Annotated in this window: 21 protein-coding genes; 13 read left to right on the top strand and 8 right to left on the bottom strand. The window is 68.3% G+C overall.

The annotated features are described in order from the left end of the window. The first annotated feature begins 142 nt into the window (after positions 1-142). The 9 genes from ACX9MO_RS12750 (at position 143) to ACX9MO_RS12710 (ending at position 11,789) form a co-directional block, all read left to right on the top strand. Complete coding sequence (locus ACX9MO_RS12750) at positions 143-1,459, top strand: ABC transporter substrate-binding protein (RefSeq protein ID WP_462212104.1); 1,317 nt, start codon at positions 143-145, stop codon at positions 1,457-1,459. Between the two features lie 136 nt (positions 1,460-1,595). Beyond that, positions 1,596-2,468, top strand: coding sequence for a carbohydrate ABC transporter permease (locus ACX9MO_RS12745; RefSeq protein WP_222489069.1), 873 nt, complete (start codon positions 1,596-1,598; stop codon positions 2,466-2,468). A 280-nt stretch (positions 2,469-2,748) separates the two neighbouring features. Continuing rightward, a complete protein-coding gene (locus tag ACX9MO_RS12740; protein ID WP_222489068.1) occupies positions 2,749-3,579 on the top strand; it encodes a carbohydrate ABC transporter permease in 831 nt (276 codons plus the stop codon). Between the two features lie 11 nt (positions 3,580-3,590). Then, entirely contained in the window at positions 3,591-4,592 is a 1,002-nt protein-coding gene (locus ACX9MO_RS12735; RefSeq protein WP_462212103.1) for an ABC transporter ATP-binding protein, read from the top strand. A 57-nt stretch (positions 4,593-4,649) separates the two neighbouring features. Then, positions 4,650-6,125 (top strand): mannitol dehydrogenase family protein, encoded by a 1,476-nt coding sequence (locus tag ACX9MO_RS12730; RefSeq protein ID WP_462212102.1) that lies wholly within the window; start codon positions 4,650-4,652, stop codon positions 6,123-6,125. Position 6,126: 1 nt separating this feature from the next. After that, positions 6,127-6,795 carry an HAD family hydrolase gene (locus ACX9MO_RS12725; RefSeq protein ID WP_462212101.1) on the top strand — a complete coding sequence of 223 codons (669 nt, stop codon included), beginning with the start codon at positions 6,127-6,129 and terminating at the stop codon, positions 6,793-6,795. A 14-nt stretch (positions 6,796-6,809) separates the two neighbouring features. Then, entirely contained in the window at positions 6,810-8,381 is a 1,572-nt protein-coding gene (locus tag ACX9MO_RS12720; protein ID WP_462212100.1) for an FGGY-family carbohydrate kinase, read from the top strand. Positions 8,382-8,389: 8 nt separating this feature from the next. Continuing rightward, the gene (gene xylB, locus ACX9MO_RS12715) at positions 8,390-9,817 is read left to right on the top strand and encodes a xylulokinase (protein ID WP_462212099.1); all 1,428 of its coding nucleotides are present in this window, start codon (positions 8,390-8,392) and stop codon (positions 9,815-9,817) included. A gap of 601 nt (positions 9,818-10,418) precedes the next feature. Beyond that, positions 10,419-11,789 (top strand): L-serine ammonia-lyase, encoded by a 1,371-nt coding sequence (locus ACX9MO_RS12710; RefSeq protein ID WP_462212098.1) that lies wholly within the window; start codon positions 10,419-10,421, stop codon positions 11,787-11,789. 361 nt (positions 11,790-12,150) lie between these two features. Here ACX9MO_RS12710 and ACX9MO_RS12705 read toward each other — a convergent pair whose 3' ends face one another. Genes ACX9MO_RS12705 through ACX9MO_RS12675 form a run of 7 tightly spaced genes read right to left on the bottom strand, consistent with a single transcriptional unit; the run spans position 12,151 to position 19,248 of the window. Further along, positions 12,151-12,927, bottom strand: coding sequence for a maleate cis-trans isomerase family protein (locus tag ACX9MO_RS12705; protein ID WP_462212097.1), 777 nt, complete (start codon positions 12,925-12,927; stop codon positions 12,151-12,153). After that, positions 12,918-14,231, bottom strand: a complete 1,314-nt coding sequence (locus tag ACX9MO_RS12700) for a TRAP transporter large permease (RefSeq protein ID WP_462212096.1) — start codon at positions 14,229-14,231, stop codon at positions 12,918-12,920. The genes ACX9MO_RS12705 and ACX9MO_RS12700 overlap by 10 nt, the downstream gene beginning before the upstream one ends. A gap of 6 nt (positions 14,232-14,237) precedes the next feature. Next, the gene (locus ACX9MO_RS12695) at positions 14,238-14,783 is read right to left on the bottom strand and encodes a TRAP transporter small permease (protein ID WP_222489059.1); all 546 of its coding nucleotides are present in this window, start codon (positions 14,781-14,783) and stop codon (positions 14,238-14,240) included. An 11-nt stretch (positions 14,784-14,794) separates the two neighbouring features. Continuing rightward, complete coding sequence (locus tag ACX9MO_RS12690; RefSeq protein ID WP_462212095.1) at positions 14,795-15,805, bottom strand: TRAP transporter substrate-binding protein; 1,011 nt, start codon at positions 15,803-15,805, stop codon at positions 14,795-14,797. Between the two features lie 50 nt (positions 15,806-15,855). Further along, the gene (locus tag ACX9MO_RS12685; protein ID WP_462212094.1) at positions 15,856-17,346 is read right to left on the bottom strand and encodes an aldehyde dehydrogenase; all 1,491 of its coding nucleotides are present in this window, start codon (positions 17,344-17,346) and stop codon (positions 15,856-15,858) included. A 10-nt stretch (positions 17,347-17,356) separates the two neighbouring features. Next, positions 17,357-18,079, bottom strand: a complete 723-nt coding sequence (locus ACX9MO_RS12680) for an SDR family NAD(P)-dependent oxidoreductase (protein ID WP_462212093.1) — start codon at positions 18,077-18,079, stop codon at positions 17,357-17,359. Then, positions 18,076-19,248, bottom strand: a complete 1,173-nt coding sequence (locus ACX9MO_RS12675) for an FAD-dependent oxidoreductase (RefSeq protein WP_462212092.1) — start codon at positions 19,246-19,248, stop codon at positions 18,076-18,078. The genes ACX9MO_RS12680 and ACX9MO_RS12675 overlap by 4 nt, the downstream gene beginning before the upstream one ends. A gap of 152 nt (positions 19,249-19,400) precedes the next feature. On the opposite strand from ACX9MO_RS12675, the gene ACX9MO_RS12670 reads away from it, so the two are divergent. The 3 genes from ACX9MO_RS12670 to ACX9MO_RS12660 all read left to right on the top strand — a co-directional run bounded on the left by ACX9MO_RS12670 (position 19,401) and on the right by ACX9MO_RS12660 (position 22,048). Further along, positions 19,401-20,252: a GntR family transcriptional regulator gene (locus tag ACX9MO_RS12670; RefSeq protein ID WP_462212091.1), complete on the top strand. Its 852-nt coding sequence runs from the start codon at positions 19,401-19,403 to the stop codon at positions 20,250-20,252. A gap of 89 nt (positions 20,253-20,341) precedes the next feature. Beyond that, complete coding sequence (locus ACX9MO_RS12665) at positions 20,342-20,953, top strand: cysteine hydrolase family protein (protein WP_222489053.1); 612 nt, start codon at positions 20,342-20,344, stop codon at positions 20,951-20,953. 138 nt (positions 20,954-21,091) lie between these two features. Then, a complete protein-coding gene (locus tag ACX9MO_RS12660; protein WP_462212090.1) occupies positions 21,092-22,048 on the top strand; it encodes a DMT family transporter in 957 nt (318 codons plus the stop codon). Here the strand turns inward: ACX9MO_RS12660 and ACX9MO_RS12655 are convergent. After that, on the bottom strand, positions 21,969-22,661 hold the full coding sequence (locus tag ACX9MO_RS12655; protein WP_462212089.1) for a thiamine diphosphokinase: 693 nt from the start codon (positions 22,659-22,661) through the stop codon (positions 21,969-21,971). The genes ACX9MO_RS12660 and ACX9MO_RS12655 overlap by 80 nt on opposite strands. Before the next feature lie 162 nt (positions 22,662-22,823). Here ACX9MO_RS12655 and ACX9MO_RS12650 point away from each other — a divergent pair, with 162 nt between their 5' ends. Then, entirely contained in the window at positions 22,824-25,589 is a 2,766-nt protein-coding gene (locus tag ACX9MO_RS12650; RefSeq protein ID WP_462212088.1) for a hypothetical protein, read from the top strand. Positions 25,590-25,605: the final 16 nt, after the last annotated feature.

Genomic DNA, 25,605 nt, shown 5'->3' with positions numbered 1-25,605 from the left:
AACAACGTTTAATCAATATCTTAAAAAGATACATCCGCAGTTCTGCACTGCGGCTAGGCGCTTGGCTGTTGACTTGGCACGGCTCAATGTGAACATTTGCCCAAGCAATTAGCCATTGCTCAAATGCTTCGGGAGGAGTTCCATGAACAAGCTGACCCGCGCCCTCATGGGCGCCACTGCCACCTGCGCTCTGGCCGCGGCGGCCCATGCCGAGACGATCACCATCGCCACCGTGAACAACGGCGACATGATCCGGATGCAGGGCCTGACCGAGGACTTCACCGCGTCCCATCCGGATATCGACCTGGAGTGGGTGACGCTGGAGGAGAACGTCCTGCGCCAGCGCGTCACCACCGACATCGCCACCAAGGGCGGCCAGTACGACGTGATGACCATCGGCAACTACGAGGTGCCGATCTGGGCGAAACAGGGCTGGCTCGTCCCCCTGACCGACATGGGCGACGACTACGACGCCGATGACCTGCTGCCCGCCATCGCAGGCGGCCTCTCGGTCGACGGCACGCTCTACGCCGCGCCCTTCTATGGCGAAAGCGCCATGGTCATGTACCGCAAGGACCTGGTCGAGAAGGCCGGCGTGACGATCTCCGACGCCCCGACCTGGGCCGAGATCAAGGCCGCCGCCGAGGCCATGACCGACAAGGACGCCGGCATCTACGGCATCTGCCTGCGCGGCAAGGCCGGCTGGGGCGAGAACATGGCCTTCATCACCGCCATGGCGAACTCCTACGGCGCGCGCTGGTTCGACATGGACTGGAAGCCCGAGTTCACCGGCCCGGAATGGACCGCGGCCCTGACCGACTACCTCGACCTGATGACCAACTACGGCCCGCCGGGTGCCTCCTCGAACGGTTTCAACGAGAACCTCGCGCTGTTCCAGCAGGGCAAGTGCGGCATGTGGATCGACGCCACCGTGGCGGCCTCCTTCGTGACCGACCCGAAGGATTCGACCGTGGCCGACAGCGTGGGCTTCGCCCAGTTCCCGGCACAGGACGGCATGGACAACCGCGGCCACTGGCTGTGGTCGTGGAACCTTGCCGTGCCCGCGGGCACCAAGAACGAGGAGGCTGCCAAGGCCTTCGTGGCCTGGGCGACCTCCAAGCACTACACCGAGATCGTGGCCGAGGAAGAAGGCTGGCGCGCGGCGCCTCCGGGCACCCGCACCTCGCTCTATGAAAACGCCGATTACCAGGCCGCCGCGCCCTTCGCGGAAATGACGCTGAACTCGATCAACGCGGTCGACACCTCGGCGCCTTCGGTCAAGGAAATCCCCTACTCCGGTGCACAGTTCGTCTCGATCCCCGAATTCCAGGGCATCGGCACCGCGGTGGGTCAGCAATTCTCGGCGGCCCTCGCCGGGACCGTGTCGGGCGAACAGGCCCTGCAAAGCGCACAGGCTCTGACCGAGCGTGAGATGCGCAAGAGCGGTTACATCAAGTAAGCGCCGCCTTGCGGGGGCCAGCACCCACTCCACCGTGAGCCGGGCCCCCGCAATTCGTTAGTCCCTTTCAAACACCCCGGGGCCGGTCGCCCGCGCGCGACCGGCCCCGTCCTTCCCCGCCTTGCAGGAGGTCCCGATGGCGACCGCCCACTCCAAAACCGCAGCCCGCCTGATGATCTCGCCCGCAGTTCTTCTGCTCCTGGGCTGGATGCTCGTGCCGCTCGGCATGACGATCTACTTCTCGCTGCTGCGCTACAACCTGCTGATGCCGGGGATGGAGAGCTTTACCGGGCTCGACAACTACCGCTATTTCCTGACCGATCCGGCCTTCTACGCCGCCTTCAAGAACACGCTGCTGCTGGTGGGCGGGGTCCTCCTGATCACCACCATCGGCGGGGTGCTGCTGGCGCTGCTGCTGGATCAGGACTTCTGGGGCCAGGGCATCGTGCGCATCCTGACGATCGCGCCCTTCTTCGTCATGCCGACCGTCTCGGCGCTGGTGTGGAAGAACATGTTCATGAACCCCGTGAACGGCCTCTTCGCCTATCTCTTCCAGGCCCTCGGGCTGGAGCCCTTCGACTGGCTGGGCCAGGCGCCGCTCTTCTCCATCGTCTGGATGGTCAGCTGGACCTGGCTGCCCTTCGCCACGCTGATCCTGCTGACCGCGCTGCAGTCGCTCGACCGCGAGCAGATCGAGGCGGCCGAGATGGACGGCGCAGGCGCGCTTGCCCGCTTCTTCTACATCACCGTGCCGCACCTCAGCCGCGCCGCCACCGTGGTCGTGCTGATCGAGACGATCTTCCTGCTCTCGGTCTTTGCCGAGATCCTCGTCACCACCAACGGCGGGCCGGGCTATGCCTCGACCAACATCACCTACCTCGTCTACGCGCAGTCGCTGCTGCAGTTCGACGTGGGCGGGGGCGCTGCGGGCGGCATCGTCGCGGTGGTGCTGGCCAATATCGTCGCGATCTTCCTGATGCGGATGATCGGCAAGAACCTGGACGCATGATCATGCAGGCGCCTTCCATGACTTCTCTGACGATGACTTCTCTGACGATCCATATCGCCGGGATCGGCTTCCTGTCGGCTACGCTGGGCAGACCCGCGGACCTCCTCCGCGCGACTGCCGCCGCAGGGGCACAGGCCCGGCAAAACGGGGGCGCTGCTGCGCCGTCTGCTGGGGAAGACCCGGCGCAGTCCGGAACGCAGCCGACATACCAGTCGGCAAGGGCCCTGCCCCGTTCCGCGGCGTCCCCCGTCCAATTCTCGCTGATCGAGGGAGACCGCTGATGTCCCGCCGCAGCTCGACCCGCCGCAAGGCGCTGATGACCGTCCTGGCCTGGGCCGTGGGGCTTCTGCTCTTCTTCCCGATCCTGTGGACCGTCCTGACCTCCTTCAAGACCGAGGCCGTGGCGATCGCCGATCCGCCGGTCTGGTTCAACTTCGACTGGACGCTGGAGAACTACGCCACCGTGCAGGAGCGCTCCAACTACGGGCGGCATTTCTGGAACTCGGTCGTGATCTCGGTCGGCTCCACCCTGCTGGGCGTGATCATCGCCGTGCCCGCCGCATGGGCCATGGCCTTCGTGCCCGGCAAGCGGACCCGTGACGTGCTGATGTGGATGCTCTCGACCAAGATGCTGCCGCCCGTGGGCGTGCTGATCCCGATCTACCTGATCTTCCGCAGCCTCGGTCTGCTCGACACCCGCATCGGCCTCGTGATCGTGCTGATGCTGATCAACCTGCCGATCATCGTCTGGATGCTCTACACCTACTTCAAGGAAATCCCCGGCGAGATCCTCGAGGCCAGCCGCATGGACGGCGCGGGCCTGCGCGAGGAAATCCTCTACGTTCTGACGCCGATGGCGGTGCCGGGCATCGCCTCGACCCTGCTGCTGAACGTCATCCTTGCTTGGAACGAGGCCTTCTGGACGCTGAATCTGACCGCCGCCAAGGCGGCGCCGCTGACGGCCTTCATCGCCTCCTATTCCTCGCCCGAGGGGCTCTTCTACGCCAAGCTCTCGGCCGCCTCCACCATGGCCATCGCGCCGATCATGATCCTTGGCTGGTTCAGCCAGAAACAGCTGGTCCGGGGCCTGACCTTCGGCGCCGTGAAATAAGGACACCTGTCATGGGCAGCATCACTCTTTCCCAGATCACCAAGACCTTCGGTCCCAAGGAAGTCATCCCGCCGCTGGACCTTCAGATCAACGAAGGCGAATTCGTCGTCTTCGTCGGTCCCTCGGGCTGCGGCAAGTCCACCCTGCTGCGGCTGATCGCGGGCCTTGAGGACGTGACCTCGGGCCAGATCAGCATCAACGGCGAGGATGTCACCTTCGCCGCCCCCGCCAAGCGTGGCCTTGCGATGGTGTTCCAGTCCTACGCGCTCTACCCGCACATGTCGGTGAAGAAGAACATCGCCTTCCCGCTGAAGATGGCCAAGAAGAGCCAGTCCGAGATCGACGAGAAGGTCACCAACGCCGCCAAGGTGCTGAACCTGACCGAGTACCTCGACCACCGGCCCGGCCAGCTGTCGGGCGGTCAGCGCCAGCGGGTCGCCATCGGGCGGGCCATCGTGCGGGAACCTGCGGCCTTCCTCTTCGACGAGCCGCTGTCGAACCTCGACGCCGCGCTGCGCGTCAACATGCGCGCCGAGATCAGCGAGCTGCACCGCACGCTGGACACCACGATGATCTACGTCACCCACGATCAGGTCGAGGCCATGACCATGGCCGACAAGATCGTGGTGCTTCAGGCGGGCAAGATCGAACAGGTCGGCGCCCCGCTGGAGCTCTATGAGACGCCGCGCAACAAGTTCGTGGCCGGTTTCATCGGCAGCCCGCGGATGAACTTCATCGAAGGCCCCGAGGCGGCCCAGCATGACGCCCACACCATCGGCATCCGGCCCGAGCATCTGACCATCTCGACCGAGAGCGGCGCATGGCAGGGCAAGGTCGGTCTGGCCGAACACCTCGGCTCGGACACCTTCCTGCGGGTCGATGCGGGCTCGCTGGGGGAACTGACCGTGCGCGCCATCGGTGACGTGAAGGTCAAGTACGGCGACACCGTCTTCCTCAGCCCCGATCCCTCCAAGATCCACCGTTTCGATGCCGGGGGGCTGGCGCTGCGCTGACGCGTACCCGCCCCCGCTACAGACCTCGCCCAAAGACCCCGTCCAAGGACCCCTTCCATGGCACCCGAGCTTTCCCTCTCCACTCTCCCCGACCTGCCAGTCGCGGTCGCCCGTCCGGGCTATGCCCGCGAGGACCTGACCGCCGGCATCCTGCATTTCGGCGTCGGCAACTTCCACCGGGCGCATCAGGCGGTCTATCTCGACCGGCTGTTCACCCAAGGCGAAGGCCGCGACTTCGCCATCGTCGGCGCGGGCGTCATGCCGGGTGATGCCAAGGCGCGTGAGATCCTCAAGGCGCAGGACTACCTGACCACCGTGGTGGAGCAGGAGGCGACGCTGTCGACCGCCCGCGTCACCGGCGCGATGATCGACTACATCGCGCCCGGCGATATCGACCGGCTCACCGCCACCATGGCCGATCCCGCGATCCGCATCGTGTCGCTGACGATCACCGAGGGCGGCTATTTCCTCGACAGCGACGACAACTTCGACCCGACACATCCGGCCATCGTGGCCGATGCCGCCGCGCCGGATGCGCCCAAGACGGTCTTCGGCCTGCTCCTGAAGGGGCTGCGCGCGCGCCGCGACGCGGGCCATGCGCCTTTCACCATCATGTGCTGCGACAACATCCCCCACAACGGCTCGGTGACCAAGCGCACGCTGACCGGGCTGGCACGCCTCTCGGACCCGGCGCTTGCGGATTGGGTGGCGGACAGCGTCGCCTTCCCGAACGGGATGGTGGACCGGATCACCCCCGCCACCTCGGACCGGGAACGCGGCATCGCGCGCGACGAATTCGGCGTGGCCGACCAATGGCCGGTCTTCTGCGAGAATTTCATCCAGTGGGTGCTGGAGGACGACTTCCCCGCAGGCCGCCCGCCGTTGGAGCAGGCCGGCGTTCAGTTCGTCCCCGACGTGACGCCCTACGAGCTGATGAAGCTGCGCATCCTGAACGGCGGCCACGCGGTCATCGCCTACCCCGGCGGGCTGATGGACATCCACTTCGTCCACGAGGCGATGGAACATCCGCTGATCCGCGCCTTCCTCGACAAGATCGAGCGCGAAGAGATCATCCCCGGCGTGCCGCCGGTGCCCGATACGGATACCTCGGCCTATTACGACCTGATCGCCTCGCGCTTCGCCAACCCCAAGATCGGCGACACGATCCGCAGGCTGTGCCTCGACGGCTCCAACCGGCAGCCCAAGTTCATCATCCCCTCCATCGCGGATGCGCTGAAGCGGAAGGGCAAGATCACCGGGCTGGCGCTGGAAAGCGCGCTCTGGTGCCGCTACTGCGCCGGGGTCTCCGACAGCGGGGCCGAGATCGCGCCGAACGATCCCAACTGGGACCGGCTGCAACCGGTGGCGAAAGAGGCCAGGGACCGTCCGCAGGCCTGGCTGGAGATGCGCGACATCTACGGCGATCTGGGCAGCGATCCGGTCTTTGCCGCCGCCTTCGCCAATGCGCTGACCGCGCTCTGGTCCGAGGGCACCGCCGCGGTGCTGACCCGCTATGTCGAGGACACCCTCTGACATGGCATGGCCGGGGCTGGTGATCTTCGATTGTGACGGCGTCCTCGTCGACAGCGAGCCGATCTCGACCGAGGTCCTCGCAGAGGTGCTGGCCGAGGCCGGATGCCCCGTCGACGCCGCCACGATCTATGATCGCTTCCTCGGCCGGTCGCTGACCAGCACCCTGCAGGTGCTGCGCGACGATTTCGCCATGGAGCTGACCGAGGCGCACCTCGCGCAGATGCGCGAGAAGCTCTATGCCCGGTTCCGCACCGACCTGCGCCCGATCGAGGGCATGGCAGAGGCGATCCGCGCCCTGCCCTGCAAGGTCTGCGTCGCCTCCTCGTCGCAGCCCGAACGCATCCGCCTCTCGCTGGAGCTGACCGGGCTGGCGCCGCTTTTCGGGCCGCATGTCTTCTCGGCCACGATGGTGGAACGGGGCAAACCCTTCCCCGATCTCTTCCTGCACGCCGCGCGTGAAATGGGCGTTGCGCCCGAAGCCTGCGCCGTGGTCGAGGACAGCCTCGCCGGGGTGAGCGCGGCACAGGCGGCGGGCATGCCCGTCTTCGCCTTCACCGGCGGGGGCCATGCCGGGCCCGCGCGGCTGGCCGACCGCATCCGCCCGCTGGGCCCCGCCGCCCTGCTGGACAAGATGCGTGACTTGCCCGACAGTCTGCAGGCGCAGTTCTGATCCGGGAGCCCCAAATGGATCGCTATGTCTGTGCCGTCGATGTCGGGACGCGCTCTGCTCGGGCGGCTGTTTTCACGACGGACGGAACGGCCCTCTCCCACCATGTCCGCCCCATCGCGCTCTGGGAAAAACCCGGCGGCGGCGGCGAACATGCCTCCGATGACATCTGGCGCGCGGTCTGCGCGGCGGTCCGCGACGCGGTGACCGGTGCGCGGGTGGCCCCGGAGGCGATCTGCGCCATCGGTTTCGACGCCACCTGCTCGCTGGTCTTGCACGACCGGGACGGCGCGCCGCTGCCGCTTGGCGACGAGGGGCAGGACACCATCGCGTGGTTCGATCACCGCGCCGTGGCGCAGGCCGCGCGCTGCACCGCCTCCGGTCACCGGGTGCTGGACCATATCGGCGGCGCCATGTCGCCCGAGATGCAGGTCCCCAAGCTGATGTGGCTGAAGCAGGCGCGCCCCGATCTGTGGTCCCGCCTCGGCGCGGCCCGGGACCTGACCGATTTCCTCACGTGGCGGGCCAGCGGCAGCAATGCCCGGTCGCTCTGCACGCTGACGGCGAAATGGACCTACCTCGCCCATGACGGCGGCTGGCAGGCGGATTTCCTCGACGCCATGGGCCTCGAAGACATGCGCGCCCGGGCCGCCCTGCCCGACCTTGGCACGCCAGTGGGCGCCCCCCTCGGGCCGCTCACTGCACAGGCGGCGGCAGAGCTGGGGCTGAGCGAGACCTGCCAGGTGGCCACGGGCATGATCGACGCCTTCGCCGGGGCGCTCGGGGTGCTGGGCGGCCAGCCTGCGGGCTCGGGCGATCTGGCGCTGATTGCCGGGACGTCCTCCTGCATCATGGCGCTGACGCCCGAGCCGTGGCAGGCGCCCGGCATCTGGGGCCCCTACCACGAGGCGATCCTGCCCGGCGCATGGGTGGCCGAGGGCGGACAATCCGCCACCGGCGCCCTGCTGGACCACGTCCTGCGGGTCTTTGCCCCCGAAAAAACCCCCGACAAGGCCACCACGATCTCGGCCCACAACCGGGTCATGGCGCAGCTGACCGAGGCGCTGGAGCGCGAGGGCGCCGCCTTCGCCCGCGACCTGCACGTGCTGCCCGATTTCAACGGCAACCGGACGCCGCTGGCCGACCCGCTGCTGCGCGGCGTGCTCTCGGGCCTGTCTCTGGACACCACGGGGCACGAACTGCTCCGCGTCTACTGGCGCGCCTCCGTGGCCATCGCCCTCGGCCTGCGCCAGATCATCGAGCAGATGGAGGGCGCGGGCACGCCCGTGCGCCGGCTGATGATCACCGGCGGGCACACCCGGTCGCCCCTGCTGCTGCAACTCTATGCCGATGTGACGGGCCGCGAGGTGCACCTGCGCGACGCGCCTGACGGGGTCCTCCTCGGCAGTGCCATCGCCGCCGCCATGGCCGGCGGGCTGGCGCCCGATCTCTCCACCGCGGCACAGGCCATGCAGGGCCACTGCCGCAGCCTCTCGCCCGATCCGGGGCGGCAGGCGATCTACGACCGCGATTATGCCATCTTCCGGCGGATGCAGGCGCATCGGGCGGAGCTGGCGCAGATGAATTGAGACCTCCCATGTATCTTGGCATCGACCTCGGAACCTCGGGCGTGAAGGCGCTCCTGATCGACGACACGCAGCGCGCCGTCGCCTCGCGCACCGCGCCGCTCGACGTTTCCCGCCCCCATGACGGCTGGTCGGAGCAGGACCCCGCCGCATGGATCGCCGCCTGCGAGGCCGCGCTGGACGCGTTGAAGGCCGAGGCCCCTGCAGCACTTGCCGCCGTGACCGGCATCGGCCTCTCGGGCCAGATGCACGGGGCCACGCTGGTGGATGCGGCGGATGAGGTGCTGCGCCCCTGCATCCTGTGGAACGACACCCGCGCCCACGTCGAGGCGGCCGCGCTGGACGCCGATCCGCTGTTCCGCAAGGTCTCGGGCAACCTCGTCTTCCCCGGGTTCACCGCGCCCAAGCTGGTCTGGCTGAAGGCCCATGAGCCCGAGGTCTTCGGACACGTCGCCAAGGTGCTGCTGCCCAAGGATTACCTGCGGCTCTGGCTCACCGGCGAGCATGTCTCGGAGATGTCGGACGCCTCGGGCACCAGCTGGCTCGACGTGGGCGCGCGGGACTGGTCGGACGACCTGCTGGCCGCCAGCGGCATGGACCGCGCCCAGATGCCCGCGCTGGTCGAGGGCTCCGCCCCCTTCGGCGGGCTCAGGGCCGAGCTGGCGGGCCGCTGGGGCATGAGCCCCGGCACCGTGGTGGCGGGCGGCGCGGGTGACAATGCGGCAGCAGGTGTCGGCACCGGGATCGTGACGCCGGGCCATGGCTTCGTGTCACTGGGCACCTCGGGGGTGATCTTCGCCGCCTCCGACGGCTTTGCCCCCCTGCCCGAGAGCGCGGTCCATGCCTTCTGCCACGCCCTGCCGGACAGCTGGCACCAGATGGGCGTGATCCTCTCGGCCGCCTCCGCGATCACGTGGTACGCGGGGCTTGTCGGCCAGTCGCCCGAAGCGCTGACCGGGGACCTCGGCGGCGCGCTTCAGGCCCCCGGGCCGGTGACCTTCCTGCCCTATCTTTCGGGCGAGCGGACGCCGCACAACGATGCCGCCCTGCGCGGATCGTTCCACGGGCTGTCGCATTCCGCCGATCGCGCCGCGCTGACCCGCGCGGTGCTGGAGGGCGTGACCTTTGCCCTTGCCGACAACCAGCGGGCCCTGCGGCAGGCCGGAACCGAGCTGACCTCGCTCACCGCCGTGGGAGGCGGCAGCCGGTCGCGCTACTGGCTCGAGATGATCGCCACGGTGCTGGACCTGCCGGTCGAGATCCCGGCGGACGGCGACTACGGCGCGGCTTTCGGGGCCGCGCGGCTGGGGGCCATGGCGGCGGGACGGTCGGTCGAGGAGGTCTGCACCCGGCCCGCGACGGCAGAGGTGATCGCCCCCGTGGCAGCGGTGCAGCCGGCGTTTGCGGAGGCCTTGGAGCGGTTCCGCGGGTTGCGGTGAAAGCACGTTGAGCCTCAAGAGCGGGTCGGTTGGGCACAGGCATGCCGCTTGCGAGCGCACTCAAGGTGCTTTCCATGTGCCAGCGTCCTTGCGTTCTGGTGTGTAAGAGCCGCCGCCCAACGAAGATCCGAGCTGCAAGAACTAACACAACCGCCAGTCGACGAGGGCAGCGCCGTCCCGCGGGGTGGCGCCAAAGCGCCGGTCGCCATTGGTGCGCCATTGGTCCGAGCGCCAATGGCGACGGGGGGGCGGGTCGGCGCTGCCCGGCCTATCGGCCGGGCGGGTGATAGATGGATGGCGCACCGCGATCTGACGCTGATCCAGGCGCGTGGAGAGCCGACAGGTTCGCACACACCGCAAACCTTGATTACCACCGCAGCCATGCGGCATTTGGCAATCGCTGCACCTTACGCGGCGCGGCAGAGGAACGGGGACATCGCGACGCAGCTCCCCCGGCGCATCCACCACCGACCTCGCCGAGATCGCCTTCCCCCAGTCATCCCCCCAACGTCGTCCCATCCGCCGAAAGCGTCGTTCCCGGCCTTGCACCCCCAGCCCTGATCTGCGCGTGATGGGCCCAACTGCTCCCCGGAGGCCCCGCATGTTCCTCTCCGTCTTCGACGTCTTCAAGATCGGCGTCGGCCCCTCTTCCTCGCACACCATGGGCCCCATGGTCGCCGCCGCGCGCTTCCTCGACCGGCTGCGCGCCGCGCCCTTCAGCGCGAAGGGCCTCAAGGTGCGGCTGCACGGCTCGCTCGCCTTCACCGGCAAGGGCCACGCCACCGACCGGGCCTCGATCCTCGGCCTCGCGGGGTTCACGCCGCTGGCCTATGACGCGGAAGAGGCGGAGAAGGCCCTCGCCCTCATCAACGAGACCCGCGAGGTCCGGCCCGAGGGTCTGGGCGTGCTCGCCTTCGATCCCAACAGCGATCTGGTCTTCGATTTCGGCCCCGCCCTGCCCGGCCACGCCAATGGTATGGTGCTGATGGCCACCGATGCGCAGGGCGACGTCATCCTTCAGGAGACCTATTATTCCATCGGCGGCGGCTTCGTCATGACCGAGGCCGAACTGGCCGCCGGCAAGGACACCGACGAGGGCGCACCGGTGCCCTACCCGTTCAAGTCCGCCGCCGAGATGCTGGAGATGTCGGCCCATTCCGGCCTGACCATCGCCCAGATGAAACGCGCCAACGAGGTCGCCCGGGGGGCGCGCGACCTCGACGCCGGTATCCAGCGGGTCTGGCAAGTGATGCGCGACTGCATCAACCGCGGCTTCGAGGGCGAGGGCATCCTGCCCGGCGGGTTGGGCGTGAAGCGCCGTGCGCGCGGCATCCACGAGTCGCTGCTGGCCGAGCGCGGCATGAATCTCTCGGCGCCCCATGTGGTGAACGACTGGCTCTCGGCCTATGCCATGGCGGTGAACGAGGAAAACGCCGCCGGCGGGCAGGTCGTGACCGCCCCCACCAACGGCGCGGCGGGCGTGGTGCCCGCGGTGATCCGCTACTGGCTGGACCACGTCCCCGGCGCGACCGAGGCCCGCGTGCCCGAGTTCCTGCTGACCGCGGCGGCCATCGGCGGGCTGGTGAAGTTCAACGCCTCGATCTCGGGCGCCGAGGCGGGCTGTCAGGCCGAGGTCGGCTCGGCCGCGGCCATGGCGGCGGCGGGCTTCTGCGCCGTACTGGGCGGCTCGCCCGCGCAGATCGAGAACGCGGCGGAGATCGCGCTGGAGCATCACCTCGGCATGACCTGCGATCCGGTGAAGGGTCTGGTGCAGGTGCCCTGCATCGAGCGCAACGGGCTGGGGGCGATCAAGGCGGTCTCCGCGGCGAGCCTCTCGATGCGCGGCGATGGCACGCATTTCGTCCCGCTGGATGCGGCGATCGAGACCATGCGCCAGACCGGTCAGGACATGCACGAGAAGTACAAGGAGACCTCGCTGGGCGGTCTCGCGGTGAACGTGCCGAACTGCTGAACCACTGAGCCACTGAGCCACTGAACGCGCGGCCCCTCATGCCGCCAACAGGGCAATCCCCCACGAAGGGCGGCGCCTGCCTGGGGAGGCGCAAAGCGCCTGCCGGGGGGCAGGCAGGCGCTGCCCGGCCTGAGGCCGGGCGGGCGGCATCTGGAAAGCTCAGCGTGGTTGGTGAGGCTGGAGGTGTCACGGCCCGTCGCCTCTGCCGCAGTCAGTATCGCGAGGCGCCGGAAACCCGTCGTCAGGGAGGCTCGCAAACCTTGAAACCCGCCGCCGGCGGTCCCCGCAAAGAGTGAAACCCGCCGTCAGGGGTCAGCGTCCCTGACGGCGGCTCCTCCCCTATCCTGCCCCTATCCTGCCCCTATCCCGCAGGGAACATCAGCTCCAGCCGCTCGCGCCAGAGCTTGCCCGTGGTCCAGCCTTCGAGGTCATGGCCCGACAGCTCTTCCCACGGCTTGCACTGCACGCAGCCCCAGACCAGCGCCACGTTGCACGAGACCGAGGGGATCAGCCCCTCCTCCGCCCCGGCGATCATCGGGTTGAGCGTGGCCATGCCGGTCCCCAGCATGAGCACCGCATCGGCGCCGCTGCGCGACAGCTCGCGGTAGGCCTGCAGGACCCCCGGGCCGGTCATGGCATAGATCGGGTGGAAAGCCTCGGTCTCCAGCGCGGGGCCGGACTTGGCCACCACCTCGAAGCCGAAGCTCTCCCAGTAGGGCGTGGACTTCTCGTTCAGGCTCTCGGGGTACGGCGTCAGCAGGGCGATCTTCTTCGCCCCCATCTCGCGCAGCGCCGCGACCGAGGCGAGCGCTGCCGTCAGGAACGGCAGCCCACGGGCAGTCTGGACCTCATCGACACGCTTGGCCTCTTCCGCGCCGCCGATCAGGTAGGAGGCCCCGGTGCAGGCCGCGGCCAGCACGTCGACCGGCGCGTTGGCGAACTGGCCCGAGGTCTCGGTGAACTTGGTGGTGTAGTCCACCAGCCGCTTCTCGATCGTGTCCTTGTCCGAGGTCAGCCGCGCGTTCAGCATCGACCAGTGCGCAGGCAGCAGGGACCAGAGCTCGGGCTCGACCGTCGTGTTGGCCTGCGGGGTCAGGACCCCGATGGTGCCCGCGTTGCCATATTCTCTCACAGCCATCCCATTGCTCCCGGAAGCCAGAGGCTGAGCGCCGGGAAGGTGATCAGGACCACCAGACGCGCGACGTCAGCGAAGATGAAGGGCACCACGCCCCGGAAGATCGTGCTGAGCGGCAGATCCTTGGCCATGCCGTGCAGGACGAAGACGTTGATCCCGATGGGCGGGGTGATCATGCCCAGCTCGATCACCACGATGTTGACCACGCCCCACCAGACCGGATCGTAGCCGAGGCCGAGGATCAGCGGGTAGACGAAGGGCAGCGTCAGCACCATGGCGGCGATCGTGTCAAAGATCGCGCCGAGGATCAGGTAGAAGACCATCAGCAGCATCAGCACGAGGAAGGGCGGCAGGCCGAGGCCCTGGATCCAGTCCACCGTTGCCGCGGGCAGGCCCGACAGCGTGGCGAAGTAGGAAAAGACCGAGGCGCCGATGATCATGACGAAGATCATACCGGTGTTGGCTGCCGTGTCGCCAAGCGCCGCGAGGAAGTTCTTCACCGTCAGGCGGCGCCGGAAGATCGCCAGCAGCAGCGCGACGGAGGCCCCGACGGAGGCGGCTTCGGACACGGTGAAGATGCCCGAGTAGATCCCGCCCGAAACCATGACCGCCAGCAGGACCACGGCCCAGCTCTGGATCGTGACCCGGCGGCGTTCGGCCCAGGGGGCCTTCTCGCCCACGGGCGCGGCCTCGGGGTTGCGGCGCACGACGATGAAGACGGCGATGAAGTAGAAGACCACGGCGATGACCCCCGGCACGATGGCCGCGAGGAAGAGCGCGATGATCGAGTTTTCGGTCAGGATGCCGTAGAGGATCATCACCACCGAGGGCGGCACGATCATCCCAAGCGTCCCGCCGGCGGCGATGGAGCCCGCGGCCAGCGACTTGGCATAGCCGCGCTCCAGCATCTCGGGCAGCGCGATGCGCGCCATGGTCGCCGCCGTCGCCACGGAGGAGCCGCAGATCGCGCCGAAGCCGGCGCAGGCCCCGACGGTGGCAAAGACGAGGCCGCCACGCAGGTGGCCGAGGTAGACATAGGCGAGCTTGTAGAGTTCGCGCGAGAGGCCGCCCACATGGGCGAAGTTGCCCATCAGCAGGAACATGGCGATCACGGCATAGCCCTCGGAGGACATGGCCGAGGAGGGCTCGGTCGCCAGCAGGGTCAGTGCGGGGCCGAAGCCGATGATCAGGCCGCAGCCCACCACGCCGGTCAGCCCCATGGCGATGCCCACGGGCACCTGCAGGACGATCAGCGCGAACATGGCAGCCAGCCCGAGCAGGCCGGTCACGAATGGATCGGAAAACATGAGGGCTTATCCTTCGAAATCGGCAAGGTCTTCTTCGCCATCGCGCAGGGCGGCGATGTCGGGCGTGTCACCGCGCAGCGCGGCCTTGATCCACGACCATGCGACGTAGACCTGCACCGGCACGCAGACCGCCATGATCGCCGTGACGACGTACCAGTAGGGCGCCAGCGGCAGGCCGATGGTGCGGGTCGTGCGCCCGCCGCTTTCGAACTGGCCGGTGAGGCGGATGAACTGCCAGGTCAGCAGGCCGAAGAAGGCCAGCGTCAGCAACGCGCCGAAAGCTTCCAACGCGGCGTGCAGGCGCGGTCCGCCCAGCGTGCCGAAGACCCGGACGGTGACGTTGGTCTGGCGCAGCAGACCGGCCGGGAAACAGCTTGCGATGACGATGGGGAAGACGACCTCCCCATAGTCCGAGAAGCCCGAGATCCGGGGCAGCCACAGGTAGCGTGCCGCCCCGTCCCAGGTGATGAGAAGCGCCATGACCACGAGCCCGGAAAAGCCGATGACGGCCGCGTTCTGGGTGATCCGGTCGATCTTCTGAGCGGTGTTCATGACGCCCTCTCTCAGCTTTCGCCGCGCATGTCGGCCAGCAGCTTGACCGCCGCGTCATAGACCGCCTGCCCGTTGGGGGTGCTGGCGATCCACTCGTCGTGGATCGGCTTGGCGGCCTCTTCGTACTTGGCAAGTTCTTCGTCGCTCAACTCCATGATCGCGATCCGGCCCTCGGCCTTGACCTCTTCACGGATCGCGGCCCCGGCAGAGGCATAGGCCTCACCACCGGCCTCGGCGAAGGCCATGCCGCCGTGCTTCATGACGATCTCCTGCAGTTCGGGCGAGAGGCCTTCCCACTTGCGCTCGTTCATCAGCAGCAGGAAGGGGATCGCGCCGGCAGGCGCTTCGATCGCCTGATCGACCAGCGGCAGCGACTTGAAGGTCTTCATACCGGTCCAGCCCTGGATCGCGCCATCGACCGTCCCGCGCGAGATGCCCTCGTTGAACTCGGCCGAGCTGAGCGTCTGGGGCGCCGCGCCGAGGCTTTCCAGCCACTTGGCCTGGATCGCACCAGCCGAGCGGACCTTGAGGTTGGCGAGCCCGTCGAGGCTGTCGACCGTGGTCTTCATGAAGATCGCGTTGGGTTCGGCGGCGAAGAAGCCGACGACATGGACGCCGTCAAACCCGGTCAGCAGGCCCATCTCGTTCAGCTTCCAGCCCACGGCCGAGGCTTCCTGCGCGGTGCGGAAGAAGAAGGGCAGCTCGAAGAGGCCCATTTCCGGGAACTGGCCCGCGGTGTAGCCGGGCAGCACCCAGGTCACGTCGGCCACGCCGTTCTGCACCAGTTCGAACTGCTTGAACGGGTCCTTGCCCAGCGTGCCGCCCCAGAAGGGCTGCATCTTGACCGTGTCGCCCGCCTCGGCCTGAACGGCTTCGAGCCAGGGCTTGATGACCTTGGCCACGCCGGTGGATTGCTCGGGCACGAAGGCACCGACCTTGATCATGTCGGCGGCGACGACGGGCGTGGACATGGCCGCGACCGCAAGGGCGACGGAGCCCGCGAAGGTTTTGAAGTAAGACATTGTTTCGTTTCCCTGTTGGTTATTTATGAGGTCTTCCGATCAACCCGGCCTCAGGCCCCGAAGCGCCGCAGCGCCGGCGGGGCCGTCGGAATGGTCGTGGTCTTTTCTTCCGTGTAGAACGCCTCGCAGGAGGCGCCGCCCTCGCGGCCCACGCCGGAGGTCTTGTAGCCGCCGAAGGGTGCGCGCAGCTCGCGCATCATCGGCGTGTTGACCCAGACCACGCCGGAGCGCAGGCGCGGGGTCGTTGCCATGACCGTCGGCAGGTGATCCGACCAGACATAGCTGACCAGCCCGAAGGCCGTGTCATTGGCGATCGCCACGGCCTCGTCCGCCGTGTCGAAGGGAATGAAGGTGGCGAAGGGGCCAAAGATCTCGTCCTGCGCGCAGCGGTCAGCGTTGGAATGCGCCAGCACCGCCGTGGGCGAGATGAAGTAACCCTCGCCCAGGTCCTCGCGCCGCGTGCCGCCCACCAGCAGTTGCCCGCCGTCCTCGCGCGCCTTGTCGACGAAGCCCAGCACCCGGTTCATATGCGCCAGCGAGGCCAGCGGCCCGACCTCGGTGTCATCGGCAAGCGGATCACCCACGCGGACCTTGGCCGCCCGTTCCCGGAACCGGCCCACGAAATCGTCAAAGACCGTGCGTTCGAGCAGCACGCGCGAGCCCGCGAGGCACTGCTGGCCGTTGTTGGAGAAGATGCCCTGAAGCGCGCCGTCCAGCGCCCGGTCCTGATCGGCCGAGGCGAAGATGATATTGGCCGACTTGCCGCCCAGTTCCATCGTGCAGGGCACGAGGTTGCGCCCGGCGGAGGACATGATCGCCCGGCCCGTTTCCGTCCCGCCGGTGAAGCTGACGAGATCGACCCCGGGATGGGCCACCAGCGCGGCCCCGGTGACGGTGCCGCGCCCGTTGACGATGTTCAGCACGCCCTCGGGCAGCACCTCCTGCAACAGTTCGACCAGCCGGGCCAGCGCCATCGGCGTCTGCTCGGACGGTTTCAACACGGCCGTGTTCCCGAAGGCGAGGGCTGCGGCGATCTTCATCGTGGCCAGCGCCACCGGCGCGTTCCACGGCGCGATCAGGGCAGCGACGCCCACCGGCTCGCGGGTGACCGTGGTCAGGTAGCCTTCGGTCTGGGTGTAGCTCTGCCCCGCCGACTGGCTGATGTATTCGGCGAAGAAGCGGAAGTTGTAGGCCGCGCGGACCATGTGGCGGGCGCGCAGTTCCTTCAGGACGAGGCCGGTGGCCGCGCATTCCAGCCGTGCCAGTTCGTCCACGTTGGCAAGGATCGTCTCGCGGCAGGCCTCCAGCGCCTCGATCCGCTTGGCCGTGCTCAGGCCAGGCCAGGGGCCCTTGTCGAAGGCGGCGCGGGCGGCTTCGACCGCACAGGCGACTGCGGTCTCGTCATCCTCGGTCAGCGTGGCGATCTGCGCGCCGGTGGCCGGGTAGAAGACCGGCAGGTCGATGCCGCCCCCAAGGCTGGCCGTCCCGTTGACGAGGCCGGTGATGCGTTCGGGCGGCTGGATGGGAAGATCGAAGCTCATGTCAGGTCTTTCATGGCATGTAGGCGCCGCCGTTGATGTGCAGGATCTGGCCCGTGATGTAGCCAGCCGCATCCGACAGCAGGAAGAGAATGGGTTGGGTGATGTCCGCGGGCTGCGCGATGCGGCCCATGGGAATGTTGGCGCCGTAGGCCGTGGTATCGAACCGGCTGGGCGCGTCCTCATCCGAGCGGCCCGTGCCGCCGGTGAGGAAGGCGGTTTCCACCGCCGAGGGCGCGACGCAGTTGACCCGCACCTCGGGCGCCAGTTCCAGCGCCAGTTGCCTGGTCAGCATGGCGACGCCCGCCTTGGACAGCGCATAGGGCCCGTAGCCCGGGCGCGCGAAATGGCCAAGGCCCGAGCCGGTCATCACCAGCGCGCCCCCCGGCGCGATATGGGGCACCAGCGCCTTCGCCGCGAGGAAGGCCGAGTGCAGGTTGCCCTCCATCGCCGCGGCCCAGTCGGAGGCCGCGTGATCCATCACCGGCAGCGCCTCGGTCACGTAGCCGCAGAGGTTCACCACCCCGGCCAGTTTCGGCAGCTGCGCGGCGGCGGCGGCGAGGCTGTCCTCGCTAGTGGCATCGACGGCGATGCAGGTCACGCCCTCCAGCGGATGCGCCTCGATCGAGCGCGGCAGGTCCAGCACGATCGGCGTATAGCCCGCCGCCTGCGCGTCGTGCACCAGTTGGCGCCCGATCCCGCCGCAGCCGCCAAGGATGGCCAGTGCGCGGGTCATGCCAGCTCTGCCATGCGGCGCAGCCCGCTGATCATGGAGGAGCGCAGCAGGAACTCCCGCGCCTTCGTCGGGTCGGCCGAAATGCCCTGCAGCCGGCGCAGGTGGTTGATACGCTCTTCCGGGTCGGTGGTGTTCATGCGGCGGCGGTTTTCATCCGCCTGTGCAAGGATGTCATCCCGGGCGATGGGTCGGCGCTGCGCCTCGTAGAGGTCAAGCAGCGCGTCGCTTTCGCCCCCCGCCACCGCGGCCAGTTTCTCGGCGAGGTTGAAGGCATCGTGTACGCCGCCGTTCAGCCCCATGCCGCCCTTCGGGCTGTTGAGGTGCGCCGCATCCCCGCAAAGGAACATCATCCCCTTGCGATAGGTCGAGGCGACGCGACGGTGGACGCGGTAGACGCGCTTCTCCTCGATGTCGATATCCCCGGCCTCGGGCACCACGGCGCGGGTCTGGGCGCGGATGGACTCGTCGGAGAGCGCGTCCTCGACCTCCTGTCCCTCCTGCGGGTGCAGGGAGACGCGCCAGAGATCGGGCAGCCGCAGGAGCGAGTAGGTGCCGCCCGGCTTCCAGATGTAGTTCACGCCCGACAGACCTTCGAGGTGCTCTTCGAACGGGAAATGCGTGGTCACTAGGATCGTGCTTTCGGGATAGGTCGTGCCCTCGAACCCGGCGCCGACGGCCTTGCGCACGAGGCTGCGCGCCCCGTCGCAGCCCACGATGGCCCAGCCACGATACTCTTCGCCATTGGCCGTCAGCCGCACGCCCGAGGCATCCTGCGACACCTCCGTCACCTCGGCACCGAACTGCACCGTGCCTTCGGGCAGCAGGGCGTGGACGGCGCGGCTCAGCTCGGCCTGACGGCATTGCAGGCGATAGGGGTGATCGGTGTCGTCCTTCAGCACGGCAAGATCGAACTCGGCCTTTTCGCCGGTGGACTGCATGCGGATCTGCCAGGTCGGCGTGATGCGCCCCTTGTCGATCAGCTTTTGCGTGATTCCGGCAGGGGCCAGCATGTCCAGCGTCGGCGGATGGAAGGTGGAGGCACGGAGCTGGTCGGAAATCTCGGCATCTGCCTCGAAAACCTTCACGTCGAGCCCGGCCTCGACCAGACGCCATGCAAGGGTCAGCCCCACCGGCCCTGCGCCCACGATCAGGATTGTCTTCTGCGCCAAGGGCCTCTTTCCTCTATTTTTCGGGCATCCGGCAGGGCCGGCGCCCGTTTGTCATAATGTTATGCCAATAAGCCATTTCATTTGGCCTATAGATATATCATTATGTCAACGATAAAGATGACACCGGCAGACAGCTTCAGCAGGGACAGATCGTGACAGCCCAAAATAGCGCCACCCTCGATCCGGGCTCTCCGGTCCCGCTTTACCAGCAGCTCTACCTCCTGCTGCGCAGCCAGATACATGGCGGCGCCCTGCGGCCCGGCGACAAGATCATGGGCGAGGCAGAGCTCTGCGAGGCCTATGACGTGTCGCGGATCACGGCCAAGCGGGCGCTCAACGAACTGGCCGATACCGGGCTGGTGATCCGCAAGCGCGGCAGCGGTACGCGGGTGACCGACCGGCTGCCGCCGCAACCGCTGAAGGCCAGTATCGACGGCCTGCTGGAAAAGGTCGGCGAGATGGGGCGCAACACTTCCGTGCGCGTCCTCTCCTCGGCCCTGATGCCCGCCCCGCCTGAAATCCGCGCGGCGCTGAACCTGCCCGAGGGCGCGCGAGCGCTGCAATCGCGCCGCGTCCGCTCGCTGAACGATCAGAGCGTCTCCTTCCTCGAGGCCTGGATCCCCGAAGAGGTGGCCGAGGGCGCCGCGCTGGAGGCCGAAAGCCCGACGCCGATGCTGCTGCAGCTGGAGCGCGCGGGCATTTCCGTCAGCTCGGCCACCCAGACGATCACCGCCACGCTGGCCGATGCGCTCAGTGCCGCCGCGCTGGACGTGCCGATGGGCGCCCCGCTCATCGACACGCGGCGCGTCGTCTTCGATGCACAGGACCGCGCGGTGGAATTCATCCGGGTGCTCTACCGGCCCGAGCTCTACCAGATCGAAGTGGCGATGCGCCGGGTGCAGGGCGACAACGGCGCCGCCTGGGTGCCCCGCCCCACCGGACGCCCGGAGGGACGCCCCGACCGCCCGGGCGCGCCCGCGGCAAAGGCCCCCAAGACGCCATAACCGGTCCGCGCCAGGGGCGTCGCGTCTTCCGGGCGCAGCGCCACAACGCGCGGCCACGAAAAACGCCTCTCCCAACAAGGACCCCGACCATGAGCCACCCCATCGACCCGGCCCGCACCGCCGTGCTGACCATCGATCTGCAGAACGATTTCCTCCATCCCGAGGGCGCCTATGGCCGCGGCGGTCAGAGCGCGCCCGAGATCGCCGCCCTGCCGGACAAGGTGAAACCGGTGATCGACGCGCTGCGGGCCAAGGGGGGCAGCTATGTCTCGGCCCAGTTCACGCTGGTGCCGCACCACGGGCGCGAGCCGCTGATCGCCCCGCACCTGAAGGAATTGCGCCCCTTCCTCGGCCGGGGCGATTTCGAGCCGGGCAGCTTTGGCCATGACCTCGTCGACAGCCTCAAGCCCGCCGATTTCACGGTGGAGAAGATCAACTACTCCGCCTTCTACCAGACCCGGCTGGAATACGTGCTGAAGGCCATCGGGGTGGACACTCTGATCGTTGGCGGGATCGTCACCAACGGCGGCGTCGCCTCGACCCTGCGCGACGCGCACCTGCGCGGCATCCACACGGTGCTGCTCTCGGACGGCTGCGCGGCCTTCTCGCAGAAGGTCCATGACGCGACGCTGGTCTCGCTGGGGTCGGTCACCGACGTGATGACCTGCGCCGAGGCGGTGGAGAAGATCGCCGCCGCCTGACACCGCCGGCGAAGGCCCGGGCCCTGCGCGGGGCCCCGGCCCGCCGCGGGAAAGGCCAGAGACCGGCCCGCCGGGCCGACCGCCCTGCCCCCAGGATGCGGATTGCCAAAACCCCGCGCCCTGCCTAGCGTCCCGGCCATGAGCCAAACCCCCACCCAGACCGAAGACCGCCCGCTGCTCGGCATCCTGCTGATGCTGGGCTTCTGCATCACTGCGCCGCTCGGCGATGCGCTTGCCAAGATCCTCGGGGCCTATGCGCCGCTCTGGCCGCTGGTCTTCCTGCGGTTCTTCCTGCAGGCGGTCTTCCTCACGCCCGTGGTGCTGATCACCGGGCGCGACTGGCGCTACCGGGAGCGGCTGCTGAAGCTCTCGGTGATCCGGACCCTGCTACATATCGCGGGCATCACCATGATGTTCATCGCGCTGCGCTACATGCCGCTGGCCGATACGATCGCGATTGCCTTCGTCATGCCCTTCATCCTGCTGCTGCTCGGCAAGGTCTTCCTGAACGAGGAAGTCGGCCCGCGCCGCCTGATCGCCTGCGCCGTGGGCTTTGCCGGCACGCTGCTGGTGATCCAGCCCAGCTTTGCCGAGGTCGGGCTGATCGCCCTGCTGCCGCTGGGGGTGGCGGTAAGCTTTGCGCTCTTCATGCTGGTGACCCGGCAGGTGGCGAAACAGACGGATGCCGTGACGCTGCAGGTCGTCTCGGGCTGGATTGCCTGCCTCGTGACGCTGCCGCCGGTGCTGGCAGGCAACCTCTTCGGGATCGAGGCGCTTGCGATGCCGATGCCCGAGGCGGGAACCGCCGGGCTGATCCTGCTGCTGGGTCTGCTGGGCACCGGCGGGCACCTGCTGATGACCGGCTCGCTGAAATTCGCCCCCGCGGCGACGCTGGCGCCGATGCAGTATCTCGAGATCCCGATGGCCACGCTCTACGGGCTGATCCTGTTCAGCGACCTGCCGGATGGGCTGGCGGCCCTCGGGATCGCGATCACCGTGGGGGCCGGTCTCTACGTCATCTGGCGGGAGCGGGCCATCGCGCGGACGCGGCCATCAGCGCCCGCGCCGATCCCGCCAGCGCCGCCCGCGGCCTGATCAGCAGCATCAGCGGCGCGTCGACCTCGATCACCACGCGGTCCGCCGTCACCCGGTTCGAGGTGCCACCGCGCCCGGCGGGCGTCATGGCAATGCCGTCGATGGGCCACTCCAGCCCCTCGGAGCGGCCCATTACCGGCCCCAGTGGAAACAGTGACAGGAACTCGCCCGGCGTCGCCTGCAGCTCGATCCGCGGCGGCATCAGGCAGACGCAGTCCTCGGGCCCGGCCAGCAGGCAGCGCCGGTCCGCGTGGCGCGCCAGCACGGTAAACGCGGCCAGCTGGTGATCCATCCGCGCGCCGTGGAATCCGGCGCCGATGATCAGCGGCGCAGCGATGCTGCGCAGCGCCTTGTCGAAGTCCGTGGTCTCCTGCTCGGTGATTCCGTGAATCGATCCCGGCGGAATTGCGGCACGTCCGGCGGCACTTAGACTGTCCATGTCGCCGATGACCGCCTGCGGCACGATCCCGTGGGCCAGCGCCACATCGGCCCCGCCATCGGCGGCCGCCACGCGGCCACAGAGCGCCAGAACAGCGTTAACCACTTCTTTTTCGGCACCGGCGCCGCCGAAAAGGGCGACGGGCCGGTCAGAGGTCACGATCACGTTGGGCATGGCCCTTCCTGCCCTCAATGGACTCGAAACACAATATCGTCACAAAATGACACCGGATGCACCATAGATTCGGGCAGGTTGGACAGCATTGTCCTCGCTATCGAAACCGGACGTAGAAGTCGCGGATTGTTCCAAGAAACGCATTAGAAGCGAGATTGAACAGTGGTAGAGTCGAACAAGATCCTCACGGTGTCCTATGGCACGTTCTCTTGCACCCTCGAGGGGTTTGACGACGCCTTCGACATGATGAAGTCCATCGCGGAATACTTCCGCGATCTGGCGGCCGATGACCGCTACTTCGGTGCCGAACCCCCGACCCCCGACCCCGAGCTGATCGCCCGCATCGCGGCCCGTGACGGCCACCGCGTCGAGGCCCGCGCCCAGGAAGGCGGCATCCTGCTGCGTCCGGGTCTGGCCGCCGCACCTGCCGCCGCCGCCGCTCCCATGGCGCAGGCCGTGGCCGAGGATGTCGCGGAAGAGGCCGTTCAGGCGGCGCCCGTCAAATCCGCCCCCGTCCAATCTACCCCCGCCCAATCTGCCCCCGCAACGCCGGTCGCCGAAGCCCCCGAGGCCGAGGAAGAGGCCGCAGAGGTCGCCGTCGAGGAGATCGCAGAGGTCGAGATCCCGCTGCAGGATGCCCCCGTGGTTGCCGAGGCGGAGGAGCTGGAGGCCGAGGCGCCCGAAGTGGCAGAGCTTGAAGCGACCGACCTTGAAGCGGACGTGGCCGAGGACACCGCCGAAGAGGACAGCCTGCTGAGCGCCGCCATCGAGGACGCGCTGAACGAGAGCACCGACAACCTCTGGGATGACGCCCTGGCCCATCCCGCGGAGGAGGACACCGACGCCGACGAAGAGGCCGTCCTGTCCTACTTCGACGACGAGGATGATGCCGAGGAAGAAAACCTCCTCGCCGAGGCCGTGGCCGACACGCCCGCCGCCCCCGCCATGGACAATTCCGTCGCCGCCAAGCTGCAGCGCATCCGCGCCGTCGTCTCGCGCCAGCCGGCCGAGATCGTCGACGCAGACGCCTTCTTCGAGGACGAGGACGCCGGGGTCGAGACCGCCGAGATCGACATCGCCGCGCTGCACGCTGTCGAGGAGACGGACTTCGTCGCCGAAGACGAGGCCGATGACGCGGAGATGGCGTTCGACGCGGAGGACGAAGACGAGGACACCCTTGTCGAGGACGCCTTCGACGCCGAGGCCTACGAAGAGGTCGAAGCCGAGGCGGACTACGAGGAAGACGTGGCCTTTGCCGAGGAGGCCCCCGCACCGGCGGAAGAGCCCGCGACCGGTTGGGCCCGCGTGATGAAGGTCAAGCGCTCCGATCTGGAAGGCGGCCCGCGCCCCGCCGCCCGCTCGCTCGCCTCCGTGGTGAAGGACGACGCCGCGACGCCCCTGCGCGCCCCGGCTGCCGCTGCCCCTGTGGCCGCAGCAGCTGACGAGATCGAAGAGACCGAGATCGAGATGACCGCCATGCCGGACACCCTCGACATGGTCGATGAGCCCGAAGCCGTCGAGGTCGAGATGGTCGAGGCGCCCGACACCTTCGAGGATGCAGCAGAGATCGACGACGCCTCCGACGCCATCGAGATGTCTGACGCTGCCCCTGCGCTTGAGCTGGACGAGAGCTTCGAGGAGGAGGCCTACGAGGCCGCCTACGCCGAGGACGACACCTACGAGGCCGAGGATTTCGACGGCTACGACGCCGACGAGAGCTCACTGTCCTCCGAGGATGAGGCGGACCTGCGGGCGGCCCTGCGCGACATCCACGAGGACTCGATCAGCGCCACCGCCGAGGCGGATGACCTGACCGCGCATGACGCGGATGACCTCTCCGACGAGAAGGACGATCTGGTCGCCGAGGACGAGGCCGAAGCGGCAGAGCACGAGGCGGACGCGATCACCGCAGAGGCCTTCGACGAGGCAGAGGCCGTCTCCGCGGAAGAGGAGACCTTCGAGGAGGAGGCGCCCTACGTTCTGGAACCCGCAGCCCTCGCCGAGGCGCGCGTCGAGGAGGACGCCACCGCAGAGGAGGCCTTTGAGGACGAGAGCCTCGCAGAGGATGAGGCCGCCGATGAGGTCGCCTATGAGGCCGACGACGAAACGGTCGCGGAGGTCGACGTTGCGGAAGAGGACGAGGCTGCTGTCGAAGAAGCTGCCCCGGTGTCCCCGCGCCGCCCGGTTCTGGCCCGCCGCGCCCGCCTGAACGAAGCCGCCACCGAAGGCGACATGGACCGTATCCTCGCCGAGACCAACAACCAGCTGGGCGAGAGCGAAGGCAACCGTCGCCGCAGCGCGATCGCCCACCTGCGCGCCGCCGTGGCCGCGACCCGCGCCGAGAAGCAGGCCGGTTCCGAGCTTGGCGCCGCGCCCAAGAAGACCGATGCCTACCGCGAGGACCTGGCCCAGGTCGTGCGCCCCCGCCGCGCCCGCCCCTCCGGCCAGACGCCCACGCGCCGCGCCGAGGATCGCCCCGCGCCGCTGAAGCTGGTGGCCGAGCAGCGCATCGACACCACCGACGTCAGCCAGATGGCCCCGGTGCGTCCGCGCCGCGTGACCATGGCCGACCTCGCCCGCCGGGTCGAGGATGACAACGAGGCAGAGCCCCGCGGCGATGTCGCCGCAAGCGCCGCCGAGGCCGGCTCCTTCTCGGAGTTCGCCGAGAGCATGGGCGCCGTGGCCCTGCCCGACGTGCTGGAGGCCGCGGCGTCCTACCTCTCCTTCGTGGAAGGGCGCGATCAGTTCTCGCGGCCGCAGCTGATGACCAAGGTCCGCCAGCTGGAGATGGAAGGCTTCTCGCGCGAGGACGGGCTGCGCTCCTTCGGACAGCTGCTGCGCGAAGGCAAGATTCGGAAGGTCAAGGGCGGCCGGTTCACGGTCTCCGACCGGATCAGCTTCCGCCCCGACCAACGCGCCGCGGGCTGATCTGCCCGCAGGCCCC

The organism is Pseudooceanicola profundus (assembly GCF_054919315.1).
The sequence above is the reverse complement of the archived record's forward strand: the minus strand, read 5'-3'. Positions and strand labels throughout refer to the sequence as shown.

Excerpts from the sequence above, each read along its gene's own strand:
- ACX9MO_RS12750 (WP_462212104.1), top strand. The coding sequence starts at position 143 with ATGAACAAGCTGACCCGCGCCCTCATGGGCGCCACTGCCACCTGCGCT.
- ACX9MO_RS12745 (WP_222489069.1), top strand. The coding sequence starts at position 1,596 with ATGGCGACCGCCCACTCCAAAACCGCAGCCCGCCTGATGATCTCGCCC.
- ACX9MO_RS12740 (WP_222489068.1), top strand. The coding sequence starts at position 2,749 with ATGTCCCGCCGCAGCTCGACCCGCCGCAAGGCGCTGATGACCGTCCTG.
- ACX9MO_RS12735 (WP_462212103.1), top strand. The coding sequence starts at position 3,591 with ATGGGCAGCATCACTCTTTCCCAGATCACCAAGACCTTCGGTCCCAAG.
- ACX9MO_RS12730 (WP_462212102.1), top strand. The coding sequence starts at position 4,650 with ATGGCACCCGAGCTTTCCCTCTCCACTCTCCCCGACCTGCCAGTCGCG.
- ACX9MO_RS12725 (WP_462212101.1), top strand. The coding sequence starts at position 6,127 with ATGGCATGGCCGGGGCTGGTGATCTTCGATTGTGACGGCGTCCTCGTC.
- ACX9MO_RS12720 (WP_462212100.1), top strand. The coding sequence starts at position 6,810 with ATGGATCGCTATGTCTGTGCCGTCGATGTCGGGACGCGCTCTGCTCGG.
- xylB (WP_462212099.1), top strand. The coding sequence starts at position 8,390 with ATGTATCTTGGCATCGACCTCGGAACCTCGGGCGTGAAGGCGCTCCTG.
- ACX9MO_RS12710 (WP_462212098.1), top strand. The coding sequence starts at position 10,419 with ATGTTCCTCTCCGTCTTCGACGTCTTCAAGATCGGCGTCGGCCCCTCT.
- ACX9MO_RS12705 (WP_462212097.1), bottom strand. The coding sequence starts at position 12,927 with ATGGCTGTGAGAGAATATGGCAACGCGGGCACCATCGGGGTCCTGACC.
- ACX9MO_RS12700 (WP_462212096.1), bottom strand. The coding sequence starts at position 14,231 with ATGTTTTCCGATCCATTCGTGACCGGCCTGCTCGGGCTGGCTGCCATG.
- ACX9MO_RS12695 (WP_222489059.1), bottom strand. The coding sequence starts at position 14,783 with ATGAACACCGCTCAGAAGATCGACCGGATCACCCAGAACGCGGCCGTC.
- ACX9MO_RS12690 (WP_462212095.1), bottom strand. The coding sequence starts at position 15,805 with ATGTCTTACTTCAAAACCTTCGCGGGCTCCGTCGCCCTTGCGGTCGCG.
- ACX9MO_RS12685 (WP_462212094.1), bottom strand. The coding sequence starts at position 17,346 with ATGAGCTTCGATCTTCCCATCCAGCCGCCCGAACGCATCACCGGCCTC.
- ACX9MO_RS12680 (WP_462212093.1), bottom strand. The coding sequence starts at position 18,079 with ATGACCCGCGCACTGGCCATCCTTGGCGGCTGCGGCGGGATCGGGCGC.
- ACX9MO_RS12665 (WP_222489053.1), top strand. The coding sequence starts at position 20,342 with ATGAGCCACCCCATCGACCCGGCCCGCACCGCCGTGCTGACCATCGAT.
- ACX9MO_RS12660 (WP_462212090.1), top strand. The coding sequence starts at position 21,092 with ATGAGCCAAACCCCCACCCAGACCGAAGACCGCCCGCTGCTCGGCATC.
- ACX9MO_RS12655 (WP_462212089.1), bottom strand. The coding sequence starts at position 22,661 with ATGCCCAACGTGATCGTGACCTCTGACCGGCCCGTCGCCCTTTTCGGC.